At 46.2% G+C, this 21,116-nt stretch carries 21 protein-coding genes; 14 read left to right on the top strand and 7 right to left on the bottom strand.

The features are described 5' to 3' along the window. Positions 1-13 precede the first annotated feature (13 nt). From B3M51_RS02235 to kdsB, 6 genes are read left to right on the top strand one after another with little or no spacing between them, the layout of a single operon-like run. On the top strand, positions 14-649 hold the full coding sequence (locus B3M51_RS02235) for a MotA/TolQ/ExbB proton channel family protein (RefSeq protein ID WP_014708108.1): 636 nt from the start codon (positions 14-16) through the stop codon (positions 647-649). Then, entirely contained in the window at positions 646-1,071 is a 426-nt protein-coding gene (locus tag B3M51_RS02230; RefSeq protein WP_292756523.1) for an ExbD/TolR family protein, read from the top strand. The genes B3M51_RS02235 and B3M51_RS02230 overlap by 4 nt, the downstream gene beginning before the upstream one ends. Then, a complete protein-coding gene (gene msbA / locus B3M51_RS02225) occupies positions 1,068-2,822 on the top strand; it encodes a lipid A export permease/ATP-binding protein MsbA (RefSeq protein WP_292756521.1) in 1,755 nt (584 codons plus the stop codon). The genes B3M51_RS02230 and msbA overlap by 4 nt, the downstream gene beginning before the upstream one ends. Beyond that, positions 2,822-3,802: a tetraacyldisaccharide 4'-kinase gene (lpxK, locus tag B3M51_RS02220; protein WP_292756519.1), complete on the top strand. Its 981-nt coding sequence runs from the start codon at positions 2,822-2,824 to the stop codon at positions 3,800-3,802. The genes msbA and lpxK overlap by 1 nt, the downstream gene beginning before the upstream one ends. After that, the gene (locus tag B3M51_RS02215) at positions 3,803-3,982 is read left to right on the top strand and encodes a Trm112 family protein (RefSeq protein WP_292353632.1); all 180 of its coding nucleotides are present in this window, start codon (positions 3,803-3,805) and stop codon (positions 3,980-3,982) included. It begins immediately after the preceding gene. Next, positions 3,982-4,740 (top strand): 3-deoxy-manno-octulosonate cytidylyltransferase, encoded by a 759-nt coding sequence (gene kdsB, locus B3M51_RS02210; protein WP_292756517.1) that lies wholly within the window; start codon positions 3,982-3,984, stop codon positions 4,738-4,740. The genes B3M51_RS02215 and kdsB overlap by 1 nt, the downstream gene beginning before the upstream one ends. Here the strand turns inward: kdsB and B3M51_RS02205 are convergent. Next, the gene (locus tag B3M51_RS02205; RefSeq protein WP_014708114.1) at positions 4,708-4,968 is read right to left on the bottom strand and encodes a hypothetical protein; all 261 of its coding nucleotides are present in this window, start codon (positions 4,966-4,968) and stop codon (positions 4,708-4,710) included. The genes kdsB and B3M51_RS02205 overlap by 33 nt on opposite strands. Positions 4,969-4,984: 16 nt before the next feature. After that, the gene (locus B3M51_RS02200) at positions 4,985-7,405 is read right to left on the bottom strand and encodes an Rne/Rng family ribonuclease (protein ID WP_292756515.1); all 2,421 of its coding nucleotides are present in this window, start codon (positions 7,403-7,405) and stop codon (positions 4,985-4,987) included. Positions 7,406-7,948: 543 nt separating this feature from the next. Between B3M51_RS02200 and rluC the strand changes: the two genes are divergently transcribed. Genes rluC through B3M51_RS02160 form a run of 8 tightly spaced genes read left to right on the top strand, consistent with a single transcriptional unit; the run spans position 7,949 to position 13,490 of the window. Beyond that, positions 7,949-8,908, top strand: coding sequence for a 23S rRNA pseudouridine(955/2504/2580) synthase RluC (gene rluC / locus B3M51_RS02195; RefSeq protein WP_292756513.1), 960 nt, complete (start codon positions 7,949-7,951; stop codon positions 8,906-8,908). Next, entirely contained in the window at positions 8,905-9,567 is a 663-nt protein-coding gene (locus B3M51_RS02190; RefSeq protein ID WP_292756511.1) for an HAD-IA family hydrolase, read from the top strand. The genes rluC and B3M51_RS02190 overlap by 4 nt, the downstream gene beginning before the upstream one ends. Before the next feature lie 43 nt (positions 9,568-9,610). Beyond that, positions 9,611-10,594: a S49 family peptidase gene (locus tag B3M51_RS02185; protein WP_292756509.1), complete on the top strand. Its 984-nt coding sequence runs from the start codon at positions 9,611-9,613 to the stop codon at positions 10,592-10,594. Further along, entirely contained in the window at positions 10,594-10,755 is a 162-nt protein-coding gene (locus B3M51_RS02180; protein WP_292480015.1) for a hypothetical protein, read from the top strand. Before B3M51_RS02185 ends, B3M51_RS02180 begins: the two co-directional genes overlap by 1 nt. Next, on the top strand, positions 10,746-11,585 hold the full coding sequence (locus B3M51_RS02175) for an HDOD domain-containing protein (RefSeq protein WP_292480018.1): 840 nt from the start codon (positions 10,746-10,748) through the stop codon (positions 11,583-11,585). The genes B3M51_RS02180 and B3M51_RS02175 overlap by 10 nt, the downstream gene beginning before the upstream one ends. Positions 11,586-11,625: 40 nt before the next feature. Beyond that, positions 11,626-12,273, top strand: coding sequence for an adenylate kinase (locus B3M51_RS02170; protein WP_292756507.1), 648 nt, complete (start codon positions 11,626-11,628; stop codon positions 12,271-12,273). 12 nt (positions 12,274-12,285) lie between these two features. After that, the gene (locus tag B3M51_RS02165) at positions 12,286-13,140 is read left to right on the top strand and encodes a PfkB family carbohydrate kinase (RefSeq protein WP_292756505.1); all 855 of its coding nucleotides are present in this window, start codon (positions 12,286-12,288) and stop codon (positions 13,138-13,140) included. A gap of 2 nt (positions 13,141-13,142) precedes the next feature. After that, complete coding sequence (locus B3M51_RS02160) at positions 13,143-13,490, top strand: Rieske (2Fe-2S) protein (RefSeq protein ID WP_292756503.1); 348 nt, start codon at positions 13,143-13,145, stop codon at positions 13,488-13,490. On the opposite strand, the gene B3M51_RS02155 is transcribed toward B3M51_RS02160, so the two are convergent. From B3M51_RS02155 to B3M51_RS02135, 5 genes are all read right to left on the bottom strand, one after another. Continuing rightward, positions 13,479-15,479 (bottom strand): tRNA(Met) cytidine acetyltransferase TmcA, encoded by a 2,001-nt coding sequence (locus B3M51_RS02155; RefSeq protein ID WP_292756501.1) that lies wholly within the window; start codon positions 15,477-15,479, stop codon positions 13,479-13,481. The genes B3M51_RS02160 and B3M51_RS02155 overlap by 12 nt on opposite strands. Before the next feature lie 45 nt (positions 15,480-15,524). Further along, positions 15,525-15,728 (bottom strand): SlyX family protein, encoded by a 204-nt coding sequence (locus B3M51_RS02150; protein WP_292353619.1) that lies wholly within the window; start codon positions 15,726-15,728, stop codon positions 15,525-15,527. 74 nt (positions 15,729-15,802) lie between these two features. Next, positions 15,803-19,501 carry a methionine synthase gene (gene metH, locus B3M51_RS02145; RefSeq protein WP_292480026.1) on the bottom strand — a complete coding sequence of 1,233 codons (3,699 nt, stop codon included), beginning with the start codon at positions 19,499-19,501 and terminating at the stop codon, positions 15,803-15,805. Between the two features lie 200 nt (positions 19,502-19,701). Then, positions 19,702-20,412, bottom strand: coding sequence for a hypothetical protein (locus B3M51_RS02140; RefSeq protein WP_292480028.1), 711 nt, complete (start codon positions 20,410-20,412; stop codon positions 19,702-19,704). Between the two features lie 146 nt (positions 20,413-20,558). Further along, positions 20,559-20,942 carry a hypothetical protein gene (locus B3M51_RS02135; RefSeq protein ID WP_292756499.1) on the bottom strand — a complete coding sequence of 128 codons (384 nt, stop codon included), beginning with the start codon at positions 20,940-20,942 and terminating at the stop codon, positions 20,559-20,561. Positions 20,943-21,116 lie beyond the last annotated feature (174 nt).

The following is a 21,116-nucleotide window of genomic DNA, read 5'->3' as shown; positions in this document are numbered from 1 at the left end:
GGACGGATGGAGCATGCTGGAACTATTTAAAGCAGGTGGCTGGCTGATGTTACCGCTACTTGGCTGTTCGATAATTGCCATTGCAATTATTGCAGAGCGTTTTTGGAGCCTACAACAACGTCGTATCGCACCACCTGAATTAATTACCCAGATCTGGCAATGGTTACAATTCAAACAGATTGATCAATATCGCATTAACTCACTGCAAAAAAACTCGCCCCTTGGTCAAATTCTCGCTGCGGGTCTCATCAATCGCAACAGTTCCCGCGAAATTACCAAAGAAAGCATTGAAGATACTGGTCGCCATGTGACTCAGCTATTGGAACGCAACCTGAATACATTAGGTACTATTGCCGCTATCTCGCCCCTAATCGGTTTATTGGGCACCGTTATTGGCATGATCAAAGTTTTTGCCGTCATTACGCTGGAAGGTGTCGGAAATCCGGAAACACTGGCCGGCGGTATTTCTGAGGCATTACTGACCACTGCAGCTGGTCTGGTCGTCGCCATTCCCAGTGTGATTTTTTATCGTTATTTCCGAGGAAAAATCAATCAGCTGGTGGTCAGCATGGAAGAACAGGCCATGCAGTTAATTGAAATGTTACATGGCGAACGTGAGTTTGATCCTGATGAGGCGCGTTCTCAATGAAACTGCTGCCTCGTCACTCTGAAGAGCCCGACGTCAATCTGACGCCAATGATTGACGTGGTGTTTCTGCTATTACTATTTTTTATGGTTTCCACCAGCTTTATTCGGGAAAGTTCTTTAAAAGTGGATTTACCTGAAGCCAGTGGTCAGGCACTAGCAGAACAGGAAACACCGATTGATATTATTATCCGGGCAAATGGAGAAGTGTTGGTTAATGAGACCCCAATAGCCGTTGCGACCCGCGATGCCTTAAGGGATTTACTGAAAACCACCGCAGGCGATAATGCTGATCCGCACATCATTATCAGCGCCGATGCCAATGCCGAATATCAACACATTGTTACAGCAATGGATGCCGCGCAATTACTTGGCTTTACCCGTTTGACACTGGCAACACGACAAAAAACTGCTGAGACTCCATGAAACAAATAGCCAATGAGATGAGCGCTGTACAACTGTATAAGCGTCTGCTTAATTATGTAAAACCCTATTGGATGGTTTTTGCAGCCGTCATTTTATCCATGCTGGTTTATGCTGGCAGTGAAACCGCGATGGCTGCTTTGATGAAACCGTTAATGGACGGCAGTTTTGTTGAGAAAGACCCATTTATTATTAAATGGATCCCTATTGCCTTAATCGTTATTTTTATTGTGCGTGGCATCGCCAACTTTCTGACCACATATGGTTTAGGCTGGATCGCCCGTAATGTGATTATGACCCTGCGATCCGAAATGTTTGATCGCTTGCTGACATTACCTGCCAGCTTTTATGATAAAAGCACTTCCGGGCAGTTGATGTCCAAACTACTGTATGACGTTGAGCAGGTAGCTGATGCAGCCACAGATGCCATCCTGGTATTGGTTCGGGATACCTTGACCATTGTTGGCTTGCTGGCCTGGATGATTTATCTGAATGGCTTGCTTTCGTTAATTATTTTACTAACGGTGCCGTTTATCGGTCTGCTGGTCTACAAAATCAGTTCACGTTTCCGACGCATCAGTAAAACTATTCAGGATTCAATGGGCGATGTAAGCCATACCTCCAGTGAAGTGATTGAAGGCCACCGTGAAGTGAAAACGTTTGGCAGCCAACAATATGAAGCCAAACGGTTTGATAAGGTCAATCAGCTCAACCGTCGTCAACGAATGAAAAAGATCGCCACTGAAGCGACCAGTCAGCCAATTATCGAATTAATAGCTGTACTTGGACTGGCTGTGGTGATTTATCTGGCCACCCTGCCGCAGATGCTTGATCAGATCACCGTGGGCACCTTTATCTCGTTTATAACGGCGATGTTTATGATCCTGACACCGCTAAAACGCCTGACCAAACTCAACTCCAAACTGCAGGCCGGTATCGCAGCCGCCGATAGTGTATTTACTATGCTGGATCAACAACCGGAAGCAGACACGGGTAAACAGCAACTGGAACGTGCCAGAGGCGACATACGCTTTCAACAGGTTGGTTTTCAGTACAACGCTAACTCTCGAAAGGTTCTGGACGATATCAGCTTTGAGGTAAAAGCCGGTCAAACCATTGCGTTTGTAGGGCATTCCGGAAGCGGCAAAACCACATTGGTTAGTCTGTTACCGCGGTTTTATTCGCCTACAGAGGGTCAGATATTCATTGATGAAATGGATATCAGCGATCTCCAATTGCTGGATTTACGTAAACAGATTTCCCTGGTAAATCAACAGGTTATTCTGTTTAACGATACGATTGCCAATAATATTACTTATGGTCAAAAAGAAGTCGTGGCTGAAGAACGTATTATTGCGGCAGCCAAAGCAGCACATGCCTGGGAGTTTATACAGAAACTACCGGAAGGCCTGCAGACTGAGGTCGGCCAGAATGGCGTTTTATTGTCTGGTGGACAGCGACAACGACTGGCTATTGCCCGGGCACTATTGCGTGACACGCCCATTCTGATTCTCGATGAAGCCACCGCCTCACTGGATTCGGAAGCCGAAAGACATATTCAGTCAGCACTGGAAAATCTGATGCAAAGCCGAACCACATTGGTGATCGCGCATCGACTATCCACTATCGAAAAAGCCGATATTATCGTGGTGATGCATGATGGTCGAATTGTTGAAACCGGAACCCATCAGCAATTGATCAGTAAGGGTGATCATTACGCAGAACTTCACCGGCTGCAGTTCCAACAACAATAATGAAGACTGATTGGCTAATTAATAGCTGGTACCGACCATCCCTGGTCTCACTGTTCTTACGTCCAGTCAGCTGGTTATATCGATTCATTATCAGTCTAAGACGTCAGGCATATCGAAACGGCTTGTTCGAACAGCTATCACTTTCAGTGCCAGTCATTGTAGTGGGCAATATCAGTGTTGGCGGCAGTGGTAAAACGCCTTTTGTGATCTGGCTGGCCCAATATTTACAAAAGCAGGGCTGGCACCCGGGGATTATTAGTCGTGGTTATGGTGGCAAGGCCGATCATTATCCCTGCAGTGTTCAGCACGATAGTCTTGCTGCAGAGGTTGGTGATGAGCCCTTATTAATTCATCAGCGTACACAGTGTCCGGTTGTGGTGGCACCAGATCGAGTAGCGGCGGGTCAACAACTCTTAGCGGAAAATTACTGTAATGTGATTATCACCGACGATGGACTGCAGCATTACCGGCTAGATCGTTATATGGAAATTGTCATTATTGATGCCAAACGTGGACTTGGCAATCAATTATGTTTACCCGCGGGACCATTGCGTGAACCACTGTCCCGGCTTGAAACTGTTGATTTTAAAATTTTTCATGGTGAGTCCGATTCTCAGAGGCTAACCATGCAACTGCAACTCCAGCAAGCAGTCCAGTTAAAAAATAATAACCACCAAAAATCATTAACTGAATTTGCTGAAACCCCTGTTTATGCAGTGGCCGGGATCGGTCATCCGCAACGTTTTTTTGACCAGTTGCAACAACTTGGTTTAACCATCATTCCCCATGCATTTGCTGATCATCATGCCTATACTGAAGCGGATTTCCAGTTTGCAAAGGCCTATCCCATACTGATGACTGAAAAAGATGCGGTAAAATGTCTGGGCTTTGCCACAGAAAACATGTGGTATGTGCCAGCGGAGGCTAAACTGAGCCCCTCACTTGGGCCAGCAATCGACAAAAAATTAAGAGAGCTTTAAATGGATAAAACCTTATTGGAAATACTTGCCTGCCCCGTCTGTAAGAGCAGTGTTTTATATCAGAAACAATCCCAGGAACTGGTGTGTAAAGCCTGCCGTGTGGCGTATCCCATTCGTGATGAAATTCCGGTGATGTTAATTGATGAAGCACGCGAACTGACGGCTGAAGAAACCTACTGATGCAATTTAAAATCATTATTCCGGCCCGCTTTGCTTCAAGCCGGCTGCCAGGAAAGCCTTTACGTCAAATTGTCGGTAAACCGATGATTCAGCATGTCTATGAAAGAGCTCTGGAAAGTGAAGCCAGTGAAGTCATTATCGCAACAGATGATCAGCGTATTGCCGAGGCGGCGAAAAGTTTTGGTGCAGATGTCTGCATGACCCGGGATGATCATATTTCCGGCACTGATCGTTTGGCAGAAGTGGCTCAGTTAAGGGCATTTCATGGCGATGATTTAGTAGTCAATGTACAGGGAGATGAGCCCTGTTTGCCAGCCGTGTTGATTAATCAGGTGGCAGCGGATCTGGCGCACCATCGTGAAGCCGCAATTACTACATTATACAGCCCGCTAGAAAACGCTGAACAGGTATTTGATCCTAATATCGTTAAAGTAGTGGTGGATGCTAAAGGTTATGCGATGTATTTCAGCCGCGCCCCTATTCCATGGTTACGCGAGCATTTTAATAACAAACAGGCACTCGAAAACGTCACTATGCCGCATTTAAAGCATGTTGGCATGTACGCCTATCGAGCAGATTTTTTGCATCGTTATCATGAATTACCGCCTGCGCCGCCGGAACAATTTGAATCATTGGAACAGCTTCGGGCGCTTTACCATGGCAATCGGATTCATTTGACAGAAGCTCAGGTTGATCCGGGACATGGAGTTGATACTGAACAGGATTTACTGGCCGTAGAGGCCTTGCTCTCTCAGTAATTGATCGAGCCCAGCTGAGACTAATTCGGCATGTAACTCACCTTCACCATCAAAAACCGGTAAAACATGGGTCACAGGAACCGGGCGATGCCCTTCTCCATACTGTGTTGGCTGGATATTACTGTCCTGATTGAGCTCCTGTAATACCAGCTCACAGCCATCCAGCAACTCAATAATTTCACAGCGTTGATGATGGTATACGACTTGCTGACCAATAAGGTTCAGCAAGTCGTCACAGCTAAATTTATGATTCCTTGGCATCTGCTTTAGGACTCTCTTCAGTTGGCTTTGGTTTTTCAACTGGCTTTGGTTTTTCAACCTTCTGAGTCTCATTATCAGCCGAAGCAGGATTTTTTTCTACTTCTTTTGCATCACGATTTTCTTTATCTTTCGCAGGTGATCCGCGACGACGACGGTTATTAGTCGAAGTCCCGGTGCTGGTACGCGAACGACGTGGCGCAGATTTAGCCGGAATCTTGTTACCGTCTACTTCCGGCTCCGTCGATACTGGAATAGCATTGCCATTTATTTCCGGTTCCGGTTCAGGAATAGCATTACCATTGACTTCCGGTGGAGGTGTCGGAATGGCATTGCCCTTTTCCGGACGTTCCACTTTTTCAGAGGTTTCAGGGTTCTCAGTCGCTACTGTTCCAGCCGGTGCGGCATCACCCTCACCACGTCCGCGACGACGACGTCCACCCCGACGTGAACGTTTGGCATTAGGATTGCGTGCTTTTTCATCTCCAGCAGCCTCTGCTGCAGGTTTCTCATCTGCTGCAGCAACTTTGGTGGATGCTTCCGGTGCTTTGTTATTTTGCCCCTCTTCACTGGCAGCATTTTCCGGCCGACGGGGACGGTTATTATTACGTCGGTTGGTATTATTTCGTCCTCGACTACGACGATTTTGATTACGGGTTTCTTTTTCCACATCAGTCTCTTTAACAACAGAAGCGGGTTTGTTCACTTCTGGTTCTTCTACCGGAGCTCCGGTTAATACACCTAACAGACGTTTTAACAGACTTGGCTTACGTTCAGCCGCTGCTGCAGGTTTAATAATCGGTGCAGGTGCAATTGGTGCAATACCGGTAACGGCAGGCTGTTCCATAACCGGTTTTTCTTTTAAGACTACGGTTGCTTCAATTTCAGGCGTCGTAATCAACTGATGGCTGCTTGTCTGTTTTTCATTACCATCTTTAATACGTTCAATATCATAATGTGGTGTTTCCAGATGCGGATTAGGAATCAGCACCAAACGCACCCCATGACGTTTCTCGATCGTATCGATCTGAGCACGTTTTTCATTCAACATGAATGTCGCTACAGAAACCGGTAATTGAATCACCAGCTGGCTGACGCTGTCTTTAGTTGCTTCTTCTTCAACCAGTCGTAATACAGCTAAACCTAACGACTCTACGCCACGCACATGGCCTAAACCGGCACAACGTGGACAGACTTCCTGATGCGCATCTCCCAACGCCGGGCGTAAACGCTGACGTGACATTTCCAGCAAACCAAACCGTGAAATGCGGCCAATCTGTACGCGAGCACGATCTGATTTGAGATGGTCACGCAGACGGTTTTCCACCTCACGCTGATTACGGGTAGGTCCCATATCAATAAAGTCGATAACCACCAGTCCACCCAAATCACGTAAACGTAATTGACGGGCAATTTCTTCAGCCGCTTCCAGATTGGTATTCAGGGCCGTTTCCTCAATATCGCCGCCTTTATTGGCACGCGCCGAGTTCACGTCAATTGAGATCAATGCTTCAGTGGGGTCGATTACCAGAGCGCCACCGGAAGGCAGTCTCACTTCGTGACGGAAAGCGCTTTCAATCTGACTTTCCAGCTGGTAACGAGTAAACAACGGAACTTTGTCCTGGTACAGCTTGAATTTGCTGAGTTCATGCGGCATAACCATGCGCATGAAATCATAACCGGTTTGATAAACTTCAGGAGAATCTACCAGAATTTCACCAATGTCTTTACGTAGATAGTCACGTAACGCACGAATAATGATGTTGCTTTCCTGATACACCAGAAATGGTGCATTCCGATCTTTGGTGGCTACATCAATAGCTGTCCAGAGCTGGACAAGATATTCCAGATCCCACTGCAGTTCTTCGGTTTGTTTTCCAACGCCGGCGGTGCGAACAATCATGCCCATGCCATCAGGAACTTCCAGGTCGCGCAAGGCTTCTTGCAGTTCCGCACGTTCATCGCCTTCAATCCGGCGTGAAATTCCACCAGCACGCGGGCTATTAGGCATTAAAACAAGATAACGACCGGCCAGGCTGATAAATGTGGTGAGGGCTGCGCCTTTGTTACCACGTTCTTCTTTTTCGATTTGAATGACCAGTTCCTGGCCAACTGAAAGTACATCCTGAACATTGATTCGGCCGTTGTTGTCGCCGTCATCCTTATTTTGTCGGAAATAGCTTTTACTGATTTCTTTGAGTGGCAGAAAGCCTTGACGTTCAGAACCGTATTCAACAAAAACCGCTTCAAGACTCGGTTCTACACGAGTGATTTTACCTTTGTAAATATTACCTTTTTTCTGTTCTCTGGAAGGAGTATCGATATCTAGATCGAACAAGCGCTGGCCATCGACCATCGCAACACGCAACTCTTCTTCGTGTGTTGCGTTAATTAAAATTCGTTTCATTCATAAACCTCAGTTAGAGGTTCACGCGTCAGTTACAGTCAGTAAGCCGGGCGGCATCAGCCTGCCCAGGACATCCAGAACGGCGTTTTATCAGCAATATAATCAACTAGTTGGGCACTGCCAGTATCGAATCAACAGATCACTGGTCCATTTATACAATGTCATCACATTGTGGCTGCAATAGGGTTCTGCAACGCTACATAACGTCGTGTAACTCTCTTTAGTCACAGTACGTTTGATTATTTACTTCGTCGCCCTGTCTTGTACATTTTTTGCTATTTGTTTTGCTGTATCCAGACGTGGGAACCATTTATTCTTAAAAACAAGCTCCTTTTGCGGAGCCCTGCATCACTGAACCCCTGTTCAGCGTATTCAAATTCGTTTCGTGTCCTTAGCCGCATCAACCCCATTTCTAGGGGGAGCGACGTTTGCTTAGGTCTCATCGCCAGAAAGCCGGTATACTGACCTCATTTTACGTACAGACCAACGGCAAAATATATCAGTCTGCAACCACATCAGCAAGAAATAACCTTACAATATTTTATGGCGAATTCTCCACCAGCACCACCAAGCGTTCAATTTATCGATATTCGGGCCGATCAGGCAGGCCAACGTATTGATAATTTTTTGATTACATTGGAAAAAGGTGTTCCGAAAAGCCGGATTTATCGTGCCTTGCGCAAAGGTGAAGTTCGAGTCAATAAAGGTCGCATCAAACAGACCTATCGACTACAAGCTGGTGATCAAGTAAGGGTTCCCCCGCTCAGGGTCAGTGAGAAAGTTGTTATTACCGAGTTATCCGAGTCGCTTACCGATGCGCTTGAAAATGCAATTCTTATGGAAGATGATGACATATTGGTGATAAATAAACCCGCTGGTCTGGCGGTTCACGCGGGTAGTCAGATCCAATTGGGCGTGATTGAAGCCATGCGCATTATCCGTCCTGTAAATCGCTTTGTTGAATTGGTACACCGCCTGGATCGTGACACTTCAGGTTGTCTGGTGCTGGCAAAAAGCCGTGCTGCGCTACTGAATCTTCAGCAGCAAATGAAAGCGTCTGAAACCGATAAACGTTATCTTACGTTAACCAGGGGAAAATGGGCTGCTCAGGAAAATATTGTTGATTTGGCATTACAAAAAAATTCGTTAAGTTCCGGAGAACGTATGGTTGTGCCGGATATTAATGGTAAAAAATCCAAAACCTTATTTGAGGTAAAACAGGAGTTTTCTGGCTGTCAGCTGGTTGCTGCAAAGCTTTATACCGGACGTACACATCAGATCCGGGTGCATAGTGCCAGCCAGTCTCATCCGGTAGCAGGTGATGAAAAGTACGGCGATCGTGAATTTAACAAACGTCTCAGACAATATGGTTTAAAACGCATGTTTCTGCATGCATGGCAGCTATCGCTCAAACATCCGCTAACAGACGAACCGTTAACCTTTAATGCTGAACTGCCAGATACGCTAAAAGACGTTTTAAAACAATTGGAAAAACAGTCATGAGTCAGTATCAAATGATCGTTTTTGACTGGGATGGCACCCTGATGGATTCCACCAGCCATATCGTTTTCTGTATGCGCGAAGCCATTCATAAACTGCAACTCTCACCATTAACGGATAATGCAATCAGTCAGATTATTGGTTTGGGTTTACCAGAAGCAGTTCGTACTCTCTATCCGCACAGCACCGATGCTGATATCCAACGGCTGGCAATGGCGTACCGGGAAATCTGGCTGGATCATCCTCATGAATCGCCGATGTTCGATAATGCTGTCGAGTTATTGCACAAACTGGCAAATCAGAATATTTTCCTCGGTGTGGCAACCGGCAAGGGGCGTCGCGGTCTCGATAAAGTTCTGGCAGCGACAGGTTTGAAAGATCTATTCATTGCAACGCGTTGTGCCGATGAATGTCATTCCAAACCGCATCCGCAAATGCTTGAAGAATTAATAAGCTTCTGTGGCGTTGAAGCAGATGCCACTATTATGATTGGTGATACCGAGTTTGATTTGCTGATGGCCCATAATGCCAAAGCAAAAAGTGTTGCGATAACGCATGGGGCACATGCCCTCGAGAGATTACAGGCGTGCGAACCACTGCATATTGTGGATGACTTATTTGCATTGGATGACTGGTTGCATGGCAACAATGTGCGCTTTTGATTATGATGTGACCCACTAACTTTATTGTTCAGGATGAAACATAATGGCAACTTTTGGCGACTTTCCACCGGAACACAATCAAGATTCACAGAATTCTTCACCGCAAAATGACCAGTGGGAACGGAAAACTCTGCGGGATCTTGCGTTTGCTGCGATAAAAGAGCAACGCGCGACCCGACGCTGGGGATACCTTTTCAAATTCCTGGTATTACTCTATTTCGTCGCCATCTTTCTGGTGGCCAGGCCTTTCGGCGAAAGCGATCTGCCATCAGGTCCGCATACGGCATTAGTTGATGTGAGCGGTGTAATTGCACCGGATATGGAGGCCAGCGCCGATCGTGTTGTCACTGGCATCCGCGAGGCGTTCGAAAGCCCACAGGCCAAAGCATTAATCATCCGCATGAATACACCAGGCGGCAGCCCGGTTCAGTCGGGAATCATTAACGATGAAATTACCCGTTTGCGGGCAACACGACCGGATTTCCCTGTTTATGCTGTCATTCAGGATGTCTGCGCTTCGGGCGGATACTATATCGCCGTAGCAGCCAATGAAATTTATGCCGATAAAGCCAGTATTGTAGGTTCCATTGGCGTTCGTATGGATAGCTTTGGTTTCACTGAAGCAATGGATAAAGTAGGCGTGGAACGTCGCTCATTAACTGCCGGTGACAATAAAGCTTTCCTCGATCCGTTTATGCCACTTAAGGAAAGAGATGTTGAGCATGCCCATGAAATGCTCAACAATATCCACCAGCAGTTTATTGATGTCGTTAAAACCGGGCGAGGGGATCGTTTGAAAGAAAATGCTGAAATTTTCTCAGGATTGTTCTGGTCGGGTGAGCAAGCACTTGAATTAGGGTTGATTGATGGACTGGCCAATAGCAGTACCGTTGCCAGAGATATTGTTGGTGCTGAAGAAATTATCGATTACACCCCCCGCCCAAGCTATCTGGATCGCTTTGCTGGCAGTCTGGGTGTAAAAATCAGTGAAATTCTGCTGAGCAGTCAATATTGGAATCTTCGTTAATGGAAACTAACCATCTCAATGAATCAGAGACCAAGGCCTTAGCCGAGCGCGAAGAATTATTCCGCTATGCAGACCTGAATCATCCTTTGATAGCCATGCTATTTGCCGAGGCATCAATAGACAAGCTGACTCCTGATGAAGCGGATAAAGCATGGCTCTGACACCTCAATCATTAGTTAACAAATCACTGGAACTGGTCTCACCGCCCAGCACCTATGCCCGGCTTGATGAGTTGATTCACGATCCTGACAGTGCCATTGATGACATCAGTAAAGTCATTAACACCGATCCGGCACTGACGACACGATTATTAAAGATCGTTAACAGTCCGTTCTATGGTTTTCCCTCACAGATCAATACGATTTCTCGTGCAATTACTGTTATAGGCACACGTGAACTGACCAATCTGGTTTTGGCAACATCGGTGGTTAATGCCTTTACCGGCATTCCGAAAACACTGATGGAGATGAACACTTTCTGGCGACACAGTCTGGCCTGCGCAATCTGTGCCAAATTACTCGCTGAGGCAGCAGGCCATAAGCAAAGCGAGCAATATCTCATTGCCGGTTTATTACATAACATTGGCAGTTTGGTGCTTTATCAATCAGTGCCAGAGCTGTCTGGCGAAGCAATAAAAAGCGCCAGATTCGGCCACGAAGTAATTTACCTGGCTGAACAACGGGTGATTGGTTTTGACCACACAGAAGCCGGAGAAGCGTTAATTCAGGCATGGCGATTACCGGAATCACTTGGTTTTGTTGCCAGACATCATCACACCCCGGTTGCTTCAGGCTATGCATCAGAAGTCTGCATTGTTCACGTCGCCGATGTTATGGTCAGTTCAGTTCCATTTGGCCATAGCGGTGATCAGCATGTCCCTCCGCTGGATCCGGTGGCCTGGGAAAGATTGGGTTTACAGCCGGAAGTCATTCCAGCTTTACTCCGTAAAGTAGCCATTCAATTGGATCATCTGGCAGCAAACTTATTATAAAAATCAAACTTAACGAACAGCAATCTAGCAAGAGGCAAACATGAGAACAGTATTACTTGGCGCGCCGGGATCCGGTAAAGGTACTCAGGGCGTTTTTCTATCCAAAAAATTCAATATCCCACAAATCTCAACTGGGGATTTGCTGCGGGCGGCGGTCACTGCCGGCTCTGACCTGGGTAAACAGGCTAAATCAGCGATGGATGCCGGCGCACTGGTTTCTGATGAAATCGTCATAGGACTTATCCGTGAACGCCTGACCCATGATGATGCCAAAAATGGTTATATTCTGGATGGATTTCCCCGTAATATTGCTCAGGCCGAAGCACTGGACCAGATGCTTGATGATCTGGGACAACCATTACAGGGAGTGGTGTTACTTGATGTGCCCTTTAATGAACTGATGCAACGTTTAACGGGTCGTCGTACCTGTAAGGACTGTGGCGCCATTTTTAATGTGCATTTATCCCCGCCCAAGCAGGAAGGTGTCTGTGATAATTGTGGTGGTGAATTATTTCAACGTCAGGACGATAACGAAGCCACTATCGAGAATCGCCTGAAAGTCTATGAAGAACAAACGGCACCATTAGTCGGGTTCTATCAACAACAGAATAAACTGCATACGATTAAAGGTACCGGCGATATTGATGCCATTACTGATGCGGTCGGTGCCATTTTCGACGACATCTGATTTGTTTTACTGATGGCGCGCATTCTGGCCACAGGCATTGCCACACTGGATATTATCAATGAAGTTGCCAGTTACCCTGAAGAAGATTCAGAAGTCCGGGCATTATCACAGCGCATTCGTCGTGGTGGTAATGCCAGCAACACACTTTGCGTATTAAGTCAGCTTAGCCATCAAAGTTATTTGGCTGCCACACTGATTAATGAAGCCGATGGACAGGTTATCGAAGCCGATCTAAATCTCTATCAAATCAATACACAGTTTTGCCCTCGATTGAATGAGGGCAAAATGCCAACATCCTATATCACGTTAAACCGGCAAAATGGCAGTCGGACCATTGTGCATCACCGCGACTGTCCCGAATTAAGTTTTGCGGCATTCCAGCAAATCGACTTGTCACTATTTGACTGGCTGCATTTTGAAGGTCGTAATATTTCTGAATTAGAGAAAATACTGAAACATTGTCGGCAAAAGGCACCAAATTTGCCTATTTCACTGGAAATTGAGAAACCTCGCGAAGATATTGAAAGCTTATTTGACTGGACTGACTGGCTGTTTTTGTCCAGCCATTATGCCAAAGCGAGAGGTTTTCAATCTGCAGAGGATATGCTGGCTTCGCTGCCCGTTAAGTATCAGGCAACGCTTACTTGGGGTGCAGAAGGTGCTTATGGCTGGCACAATGGAAAAGTTATGTATGTTCCAGCAACCAAGATCGATCACGTTGTTGATAGCCTGGGTGCTGGTGATACCTTTAATGCCGGAATGATCCACAGCCTGGTAGCGGAAAATTCGCTACAGGATAGTCTGCAATTTGCCAGTCAACTCGCCGCTCGAAAATGCCAACAATATGGTTTTGAAAATCTCGTTTAATTATGATGAAAAAATTTGTTTGCCATACCAAAGATCTGAAAGACCATCAAAGCTATGGATTTCAAATCCCTCTAGCGGAAGACAATGAGCTCGATATTGTCGTGCTACGCCAGGGCAAGCTGATCCGCGCCTATCTGAATCATTGTCCGCATCTGGGCATCCCCTTGAACTGGCAGCCTGACAAATTTCTCTCGCTGGAAGAAACACATATTCAATGCTCAACACATGGCGCGTTGTTTACGCTGGAAGAAGGTTATTGTATTTCCGGTCCGTGTCGTGGGCAAAGCCTGACAGCACTGCAAACCGAAATTGATGAACAGGGCGATCTTTACCTGGTCTCAGAGCAATAAAACCCGTATTGCCTCACGTAACTGTCCCAGCAGATCCTGTTTACCTTTCAGATTTAACTGTCTGCAAACAGTGGCTATTGGCTGCTGCTGTAATACAAAAATTAAACAGATAGATTGCAGTAATGATGGTAGTGATAAAAACCGCTGTTGTGCTACACAGTTCAACACAAATTTTCTGATGGCTATCTGGCAGGCATCATAATGCCGTTTTTGAAAGGCAAAAGCAGTGATTTCCTCTTCATCAGCAGCCGTTATTGGCAACTCCGCTTCAGGTAATAGCTGAGTCAATAATGGAATTAAACCGGCTTCCAGATGAGATAACTGGCTATTGAGCAAATCCGGCCATTGCTGGATCAGTCGTTGCTGAGTTTGCTCAATCAGTCGCTGACCAGCCGAACTGATGGGTTTTGCCAGAATGACTGCATGACGACCACTAATATGATCACTATGAGCGCCCACTCGCATTAATCGATAATCACTGTTTTGCCAGAAGCGCACCAGTGCTTCACTGGCAGCAAAACTACAACCTAATATATCGGTGTTTTCTGGTAAATGAGTTACCAAAGCATTTACTAAATACTGTCCAATGCCACGACTTTGCAGGGCAGGATGTACAGCAATCCGCACAATTCTCTGATAATGATATTCACCGGCAATACTGATGCCTGAATGGGCTAACAATGTCTGCGGTAACAGATGACCATTTAGCCGCCGTTCACCAGCAAATACTGCGGCGGCCAATCGCGGATTAATTGGTCCTTCGGCTACTAACCATGCACTGGCAACCAGTTGCTGCTGATTAAATACCCCCAGTAACCACATATCATCACGATCGAGTAGCATTTGCAGATCAGATGGCCGAGTGCGGTAATGCGCCGTTACCATCAGCCCGAAGCATTGCCTTAACAGCGCTTCGTCCTGTAATAATTCTGCTGCAGTCAGTTTTTTAACCTGAAGTTTTTCGATACCCAGATCAACAATCAATTGTTCTGCGACCGGTTCGGCATCCAGCAAACAGAGTTCAAAGCTGAATTGTTCCAATACATCGCCTAAATTCCAGCGAACCGGTTGTGTTAATTCAATCTGTCGCCAATCCGGTGTTTGCTGATCAAGGATTTGCTGAAACTGCAATTTAAAACCACGGCCACTGCCCTCGTAACCATGCAATGTCGTCGCAAAAATAATCCTGGGATAGCGCTGCAACATCAGCTTGAGCATCGGCAAAGTTAAGGCAGCTGCTTCATCGACCAGCAATACATCGGCTTCCAGCTCATTCTCCAGCAGGGCATCCGGTGCCACAAACTGAATCTCACTGCCATCACTGAATAACTGTCCATGTCCAAGCTGTGCATTTTTTAATTCGCTGGCAGCATGTTTAAATAAGGTTTCGACACTGGCATAGCTGGGCGCTGTGACCAAAATCTTTTGTTTTCCCTGGTGAATCAGCTCCGCGGCCGCGATTCCCAGCAAGGCTGTTTTGCCACGACCTCTATCAGAAGTAATTAATAAGGGTCGGCGCCGATGACCAAAGGCTGTTTTATGGATAAGACTTAATGCATTTTGTTGATCAGGGGTCAGTTGAAACGCTTTATCAGGGTTTTGTTCAGGACGAAAATCACCTGGCAGTATGTTGCCTGGCTGCCATTGATGAAACTCTGCAAAGTCGGCTTGATAACGCTCAATAACCCGCTCAAACCGTTGATACCAGTTGGAAGACGGGCTTTTTTCAGGCAACAGCATCAGCAACATACCACCCGCGCGAATAGTGCCAATAATGGCTGCAAAACTATCGGCATTAAATTCCTGAGTCGCGTCAAAAACAACTACATCAAATTCTTGCCCGAGGAATTGACGTGCCTGTTTTTGGATTTTTTTATCTGCTGAAGCTTGCGAAGCATCAGTGAGCCAAAGATGTGAAACGGGTTGCCAGAATGCCAGCAAGGCTTCTGCGGTTTGGTGACTAAGCTCAACCGCTTCTTTAATCAGCAAACAGCGCCTGGGCGGCTTATTCAACTTCATAGACGCTGGACAGAATTAATAATGCGGTGGTGGCGGTTCATTCGCCTGCTGGATCAACTGATCTGCCTGAAGTGCTTCCACCTGACCCAGCAATTTTTCCATTCGACGTTCCAGCCGGTCTATCTGCTGTTGCTGGTCGGTGACCACCTGATTGAGTTGTTCAATCACACCATCCTGAAACGCCATGCGGGTTTGTAAATCTACGATATCTTCATGCATAGCTAAACCTCCCCTTTCTTATAGTTAATTGGTTTAAACACAGTTTTAGGTATGGGCTTGTTTTTGATCCGTCATCAATCATCGCCATCATAGGATAGCGCCGGTGCCAACCAACGTTCAGCATAATCAAGCGTCCAGTTTTTGCGTTTTGCATAATCCTTAACCTGATCTTCACTGATTTTACCCAGACCAAAATAACGTGATTCAGGATGTGCAAAATAGAAGCCACTGACCGCCGCTGTTGGCAACATCGCAAAACTTTCGGTTAAGGTCATGCCAATACGTGTTTCTACATCCAGCAAATCCCATAACAGACCTTTTTCGGTATGATCCGGACACGCTGGATATCCCGGTGCCGGACGAATACCCTGATATTTTTCGTCAATCAGATCTTCATTGGCTAATTGTTCATCTTTTTTATAGCCCCAGAATTCCTTGCGTACCCGTTCATGCATACGCTCAGCAAAGGCTTCCGCCAGCCGATCGGCCAGCGCTTTGACCATGATGCTGTGGTAGTCATCATGATCGGCCTCAAAACGTTCAATATGCTCATCAATGCCTATTCCGGCAGTGACGGCAAAGGCGCCGATATAATCTTCTACCCCACTATCTTTCGGGGCCAGAAAATCTGCCAGTGCAGCATTAGGCCGACCAGGTGGTTTCTCAGCTTGCTGACGCAATGAATGCAATTTCATTAATACCTGCTGACGACTGTCATCGGTATAAATTTCGATATCATCATCCCCAACACTGTTGGCCGGGAATAAACCAATTACTGCGCGAGCAGTTAGCCATTTTTCATCAACGATCTGTTTGAGCATTTTTTTCGCATCTTCAAACAAATGCGTGGCATGCTCACCGACGATTTCATCGGTCAAAATACGGGGATATCTGCCGGCTAATTCCCATGACTGGAAAAAGGGTGTCCAGTCGATACGATCCACCAGTTCCTGCAATGGATAATCATCAAATACCTGGATACCTGTCTGTGCAGGTTTTACCGCTTGATAAGCTGGCCAGTCGATTTTGGTTTTATTGGCACGAGCCTGTTTCAGTGTCAGTAAACGGCGCGTGGATTTACGGCCTTTATGCTGCTCCCGTTTGGTTTGATAATCCGTTTTGATTTTGCCAACAAAGTCATCACGGGTGATTTTACTGACCAGATTCTGTGCCACACCAACGGCTCGTGACGCATCTTTTACGTAAATCACCGGACCGTGATAATTCGGGTCAATTTTGACTGCGGTATGGATCAGCGAAGTCGTTGCACCACCGATCATCAATGGAATGTCAAAGCCCAGACGTTCCATTTCCTTGGCCATATGTGCCATTTCTTCCAAAGAAGGCGTAATCAATCCTGACAAACCGATAATATCGACGTTATGCTCACGAGCGGCATCAAGAATTTTCTGAGCCGGTACCATTACGCCCAGATCAATGATTTCAAAGTTATTACATTGCAATACCACGCCGACAATATTCTTGCCGATATCGTGAACATCGCCTTTTACCGTGGCCATCAAGATCTTACCGTTACTGCTACTAACGGTACTGTCGTCTTTTTCCAGTTCGATGAACGGCATCAGATAGGCGACGGCTTTTTTCATTACCCGAGCGGACTTGACCACCTGCGGTAAAAACATTTTGCCTTCACCGAATAAATCGCCGACTACATTCATGCCGTCCATTAACGGCCCTTCGATGACCTCTAGTGGTTTGGCATACTCATGACGCGCCAGCTCAGTATCTTCTTCGACAAAATCGGCAATACCTTTGACCAAGGCATATTCCAACCGCTTGACGACTGGCAGACTGCGCCATTCCAAATCTTCTTTTTTCTCAACGCTGCCATCGCCCTTATATTTATCGGCGATCTCCAGCAAGCGATCAGTGGCATCGTTACGGCGGTTTAAGATAACGTCTTCAACCCGCTCACGTAACTCTTCGGGTAAATCATCATAGATCGCCAGCTGTCCGGCATTGACGATCCCCATATCCATTCCGGCTTTAATGGTGTGATAGAGAAATACCGCATGGATTGCTTCACGCACCGGATTATTACCCCGGAACGAAAACGATACATTGGATACGCCGCCACTGATCATCGCATGTGGCAGACTTTGTTTGATATCCCGCGTGGCTTCAATAAAATCAACGGCATAATTGTTATGCTCATCAATACCGGTGGCCACGGCAAAAATATTTGGATCGAAAATGATATCTTCGGCAGGAAAATGTACTTTTTCGGTGAGAATCTCGTAGCTGCGGGTACAGATTTCGCGTTTACGTTCACGAGTATCGGCCTGACCATCTTCATCAAACGCCATGACAATAACGGCTGCACCATAACGCCGTACCAGTTTGGCCTGTTCAATAAATTTGGCTTCACCCTCTTTCAGGCTGATTGAGTTAACAATGCCCTTGCCCTGAATGCATTTGAGACCGGCCTCAATGATTTCCCATTTGGAGGAGTCAATCATGATCGGCACGCGACTGATATCAGGTTCTGCAGCAACCAGATTAAGGAAAGTCACCATCGCATCCTGCGAGTCGAGCATGCCTTCATCCATATTGATATCGATGATTTGCGCGCCGTTTTCGACCTGCTGACGGGCAACTTCCAGTGCCGTATCGTAATCGCCTTCCTTGATCAATTTGGCAAACCGCAATGAACCTGTCACGTTGGTCCGCTCACCAATATTCACAAACAGGCTTTCAGGTGTGATCGTAAGAGGCTCCAGACCACTTAAACGACAATAATGTTTGTTTTCAACCGGATCGCGTGGTTTAACACCTTCGACGGCCTCGGCAATGGCTTTGATATGTGCCGGCGTGGTGCCACAGCAACCACCGATAATATTCAGGAAACCGGCTTCGGCCCATTCCTTAATATGAATTGCCATGGCTTCCGGTGATTCATCATATTCACCAAACTCATTTGGCAAACCGGCATTGGGATGGGCGCTGACATAACTGGTGGATATATTCGACAGTTCTTCAACATACTGACGTAACTGTTCAGCACCTAATGCACAGTTCAAGCCGATCGATATTGGTTGTACATGTGACAATGAATTCCAGAAAGCTTCAGCGGTTTGCCCAGAAAGCGTACGGCCACTGGCATCGGTAATGGTGCCGGAAATCATCACCGGCAAATGCACATCATGCTGTTCAAAATACTGCTCGATGGCAAATACAGCGGCCTTGGCATTCAAGGTATCAAATACTGTTTCAACCAATAGCAGATCACTGCCACCATCGACCAGACCACGGATCGCTTCCAGATAGGCCTCGACTAACTGGTCGAAACTCACATTACGGAAACCGGGATTATTTACATCAGGAGAAATACTGGCAGTACGATTGGTAGGACCTAATACGCCAGTGACAAAACGCGGTTTGTCAGGATTGCTGGCAGTAAATTCATCGGCCACTTCGCGGGCCAGTTGCGCCGAAACTTTATTCAGTTCATAAACCAGATCTTCCATCTGGTAGTCGGCCATCGCAATCGACGTACCATTAAAGGTATTGGTTTCGACAATATCGGCACCGGCTTCAAAATAGGCCCGATGAATATCGCGAATGATCTGCGGCTGAGTCAGCGACAGTAAATCGTTGTTACCTTTAACATCACAGGGATGATTGGCAAAACGTTCGCCGCGGAAATCCGCTTCACTTAACTTGTAACTTTGCAGCATGGTACCCATGCCGCCATCAAGGATCAGGATCTTTTGTTCAAGCAGACTGCGAATTTGATGAGAAGCTGTGGTCAAAACGGTTTTCCTGTCAGGCTGTTATAGGTATAGAAAAAACGCTTGATTATAACAGATACTCGTATCGCTTCAGGCATGTTAGAGCTTCCGTTTTGAGCTCAGTCGAAAATATATCGTTAATGGATTTAAACTGACAAAAGGGATACGGGGGGGGAGAAATGTTTCTCCCCCTGTTTTGATTTCTACAGGATTCAAAGGTATCAGGCGTGAGAAAGCTGATATATCCAGCGAGAAATAGTCTCAAGCTGTCGGCTGTCTTCTTCGAGAGCCTGATTAAACTTATTCGCCAGGTCCTGTAACCCCATGTTGGTAAACAAACCGTGAAGAGTATGCCATTCAGCATTGTCATTAGTAGCAAAGATCAATACCGATTCCAGGCATTGCAGCACACTGGTCGTTTTCTTGGTGAAGACTTTGGGTATTTGCAGGCTGGACTGTAAATTGGAATCCGCATCGGGAATCCATTCATCAGAGTCAAATCCCAAGGTCTCGATGGCCGTCTTCAGTAACCGACTATGTTCTACTTCTTCATCACGGAATTGTCTTAACTGGTCGACGGAAACAACAGTTTTTCTGCCATTTCGCATCGCCAGACATTTGAATATCAGCGCTTCATATAATCTGACGCTGGCGCGTTCAAATGCAAGTCGCTGACCTAGTTTATGCAACAACAATTCAGTATTGTGCTGATGCACTTTCTTGATATCACCAACGGCTCCATCAGGAACGGATTTACTTACAACTTCAAAATCCATCTCATCCATATCGAGCTCAGGATGAAGCATGATTTTAGCTCTGGTATTTCCAGTAGCAGTGCTCGTAGTTTTATGTTCATCATCCGTGACTGTTTTGGAAAACCGAGGCTGTTGGCTCGGCATGGTCTGATTATCTAACTTTCTAGCGTGTGGCATGGCAGCATCCTTTTATCTGTTAACCCTATAGAAAATTTATTTATTAAAGCGCCGTCATCCAAACAGGCTCTTTAACACCGATGCTCAATCAATTTGAGCAATTGAGTTCGATTTTCATCATTTAATGTTTCACCCTCATTTCAACGTTATGGCGTAGAGCTATCATCCGGATAGGCTGAATCCGGCACATCTGGCGCAATACCCTGTGGAGACTGGTTTTCGGGAAGCGTCGGATCGATGCTTTTCGGGTTTATACGCGAAGGTGGTGCCGGTGGTTCAGGTGTAATAACCGATCTTGAAGGAGGAGTAGTCGGCAATGGCTCAGTTTCAGGTGGATTGACAGTTGTGTTTTGTTGATTCTGTTTTATCTGACTATCAATTCGATTATCTATGGGTTGTCCAACCTGACTTTCCAGTTTCTGGTTAATGGTTGAACGATTGTCCTGAGGGTGATTTAAATCCTCTGCCATTACTGAGGTAACGGTTAAGAAAGCCGAAACGGTTGCTGAAAGAAATAATTTTTTATACATTTCTTTAGTCCTTCATTAAGCTATCTTTTTAAAAAGACAGTTCTATATAAGTAAATGTTGCATACCCGGTTTGATCATTTTTCGTCAGTTTTAATCAAGCTGTTCTATCGCCGACTCAATCCATACCCGATGATGACGGACATCCCCCAGAGCCTGCTTCAGCATTAATTGGAT

Origin of the sequence: Methylophaga sp. UBA2689 (genome assembly GCA_002354555.1) — a bacterium.
GTDB lineage: Bacteria > Pseudomonadota > Gammaproteobacteria > Nitrosococcales > Methylophagaceae > Methylophaga.
This window is presented reverse-complemented; position numbering and strand designations above follow the sequence as displayed.

Coding starts and splice junctions, on each gene's coding strand:
- B3M51_RS02230 (WP_292756523.1), top strand. CDS start 646: ATGAAACTGCTGCCTCGTCACTCTGAAGAGCCCGACGTCAATCTGACG.
- B3M51_RS02235 (WP_014708108.1), top strand. CDS start 14: ATGCTGGAACTATTTAAAGCAGGTGGCTGGCTGATGTTACCGCTACTT.
- B3M51_RS02150 (WP_292353619.1), bottom strand. CDS start 15,728: ATGCATGAAGATATCGTAGATTTACAAACCCGCATGGCGTTTCAGGAT.
- B3M51_RS02215 (WP_292353632.1), top strand. CDS start 3,803: ATGGATAAAACCTTATTGGAAATACTTGCCTGCCCCGTCTGTAAGAGC.
- B3M51_RS02135 (WP_292756499.1), bottom strand. CDS start 20,942: ATGTATAAAAAATTATTTCTTTCAGCAACCGTTTCGGCTTTCTTAACC.
- rluC (WP_292756513.1), top strand. CDS start 7,949: ATGGCGAATTCTCCACCAGCACCACCAAGCGTTCAATTTATCGATATT.
- kdsB (WP_292756517.1), top strand. CDS start 3,982: ATGCAATTTAAAATCATTATTCCGGCCCGCTTTGCTTCAAGCCGGCTG.
- B3M51_RS02185 (WP_292756509.1), top strand. CDS start 9,611: ATGGCAACTTTTGGCGACTTTCCACCGGAACACAATCAAGATTCACAG.
- B3M51_RS02200 (WP_292756515.1), bottom strand. CDS start 7,405: ATGAAACGAATTTTAATTAACGCAACACACGAAGAAGAGTTGCGTGTT.
- B3M51_RS02170 (WP_292756507.1), top strand. CDS start 11,626: ATGAGAACAGTATTACTTGGCGCGCCGGGATCCGGTAAAGGTACTCAG.
- msbA (WP_292756521.1), top strand. CDS start 1,068: ATGAAACAAATAGCCAATGAGATGAGCGCTGTACAACTGTATAAGCGT.
- B3M51_RS02175 (WP_292480018.1), top strand. CDS start 10,746: ATGGCTCTGACACCTCAATCATTAGTTAACAAATCACTGGAACTGGTC.
- B3M51_RS02160 (WP_292756503.1), top strand. CDS start 13,143: ATGATGAAAAAATTTGTTTGCCATACCAAAGATCTGAAAGACCATCAA.
- B3M51_RS02180 (WP_292480015.1), top strand. CDS start 10,594: ATGGAAACTAACCATCTCAATGAATCAGAGACCAAGGCCTTAGCCGAG.
- lpxK (WP_292756519.1), top strand. CDS start 2,822: ATGAAGACTGATTGGCTAATTAATAGCTGGTACCGACCATCCCTGGTC.
- B3M51_RS02165 (WP_292756505.1), top strand. CDS start 12,286: ATGGCGCGCATTCTGGCCACAGGCATTGCCACACTGGATATTATCAAT.
- B3M51_RS02140 (WP_292480028.1), bottom strand. CDS start 20,412: ATGCCACACGCTAGAAAGTTAGATAATCAGACCATGCCGAGCCAACAG.
- B3M51_RS02190 (WP_292756511.1), top strand. CDS start 8,905: ATGAGTCAGTATCAAATGATCGTTTTTGACTGGGATGGCACCCTGATG.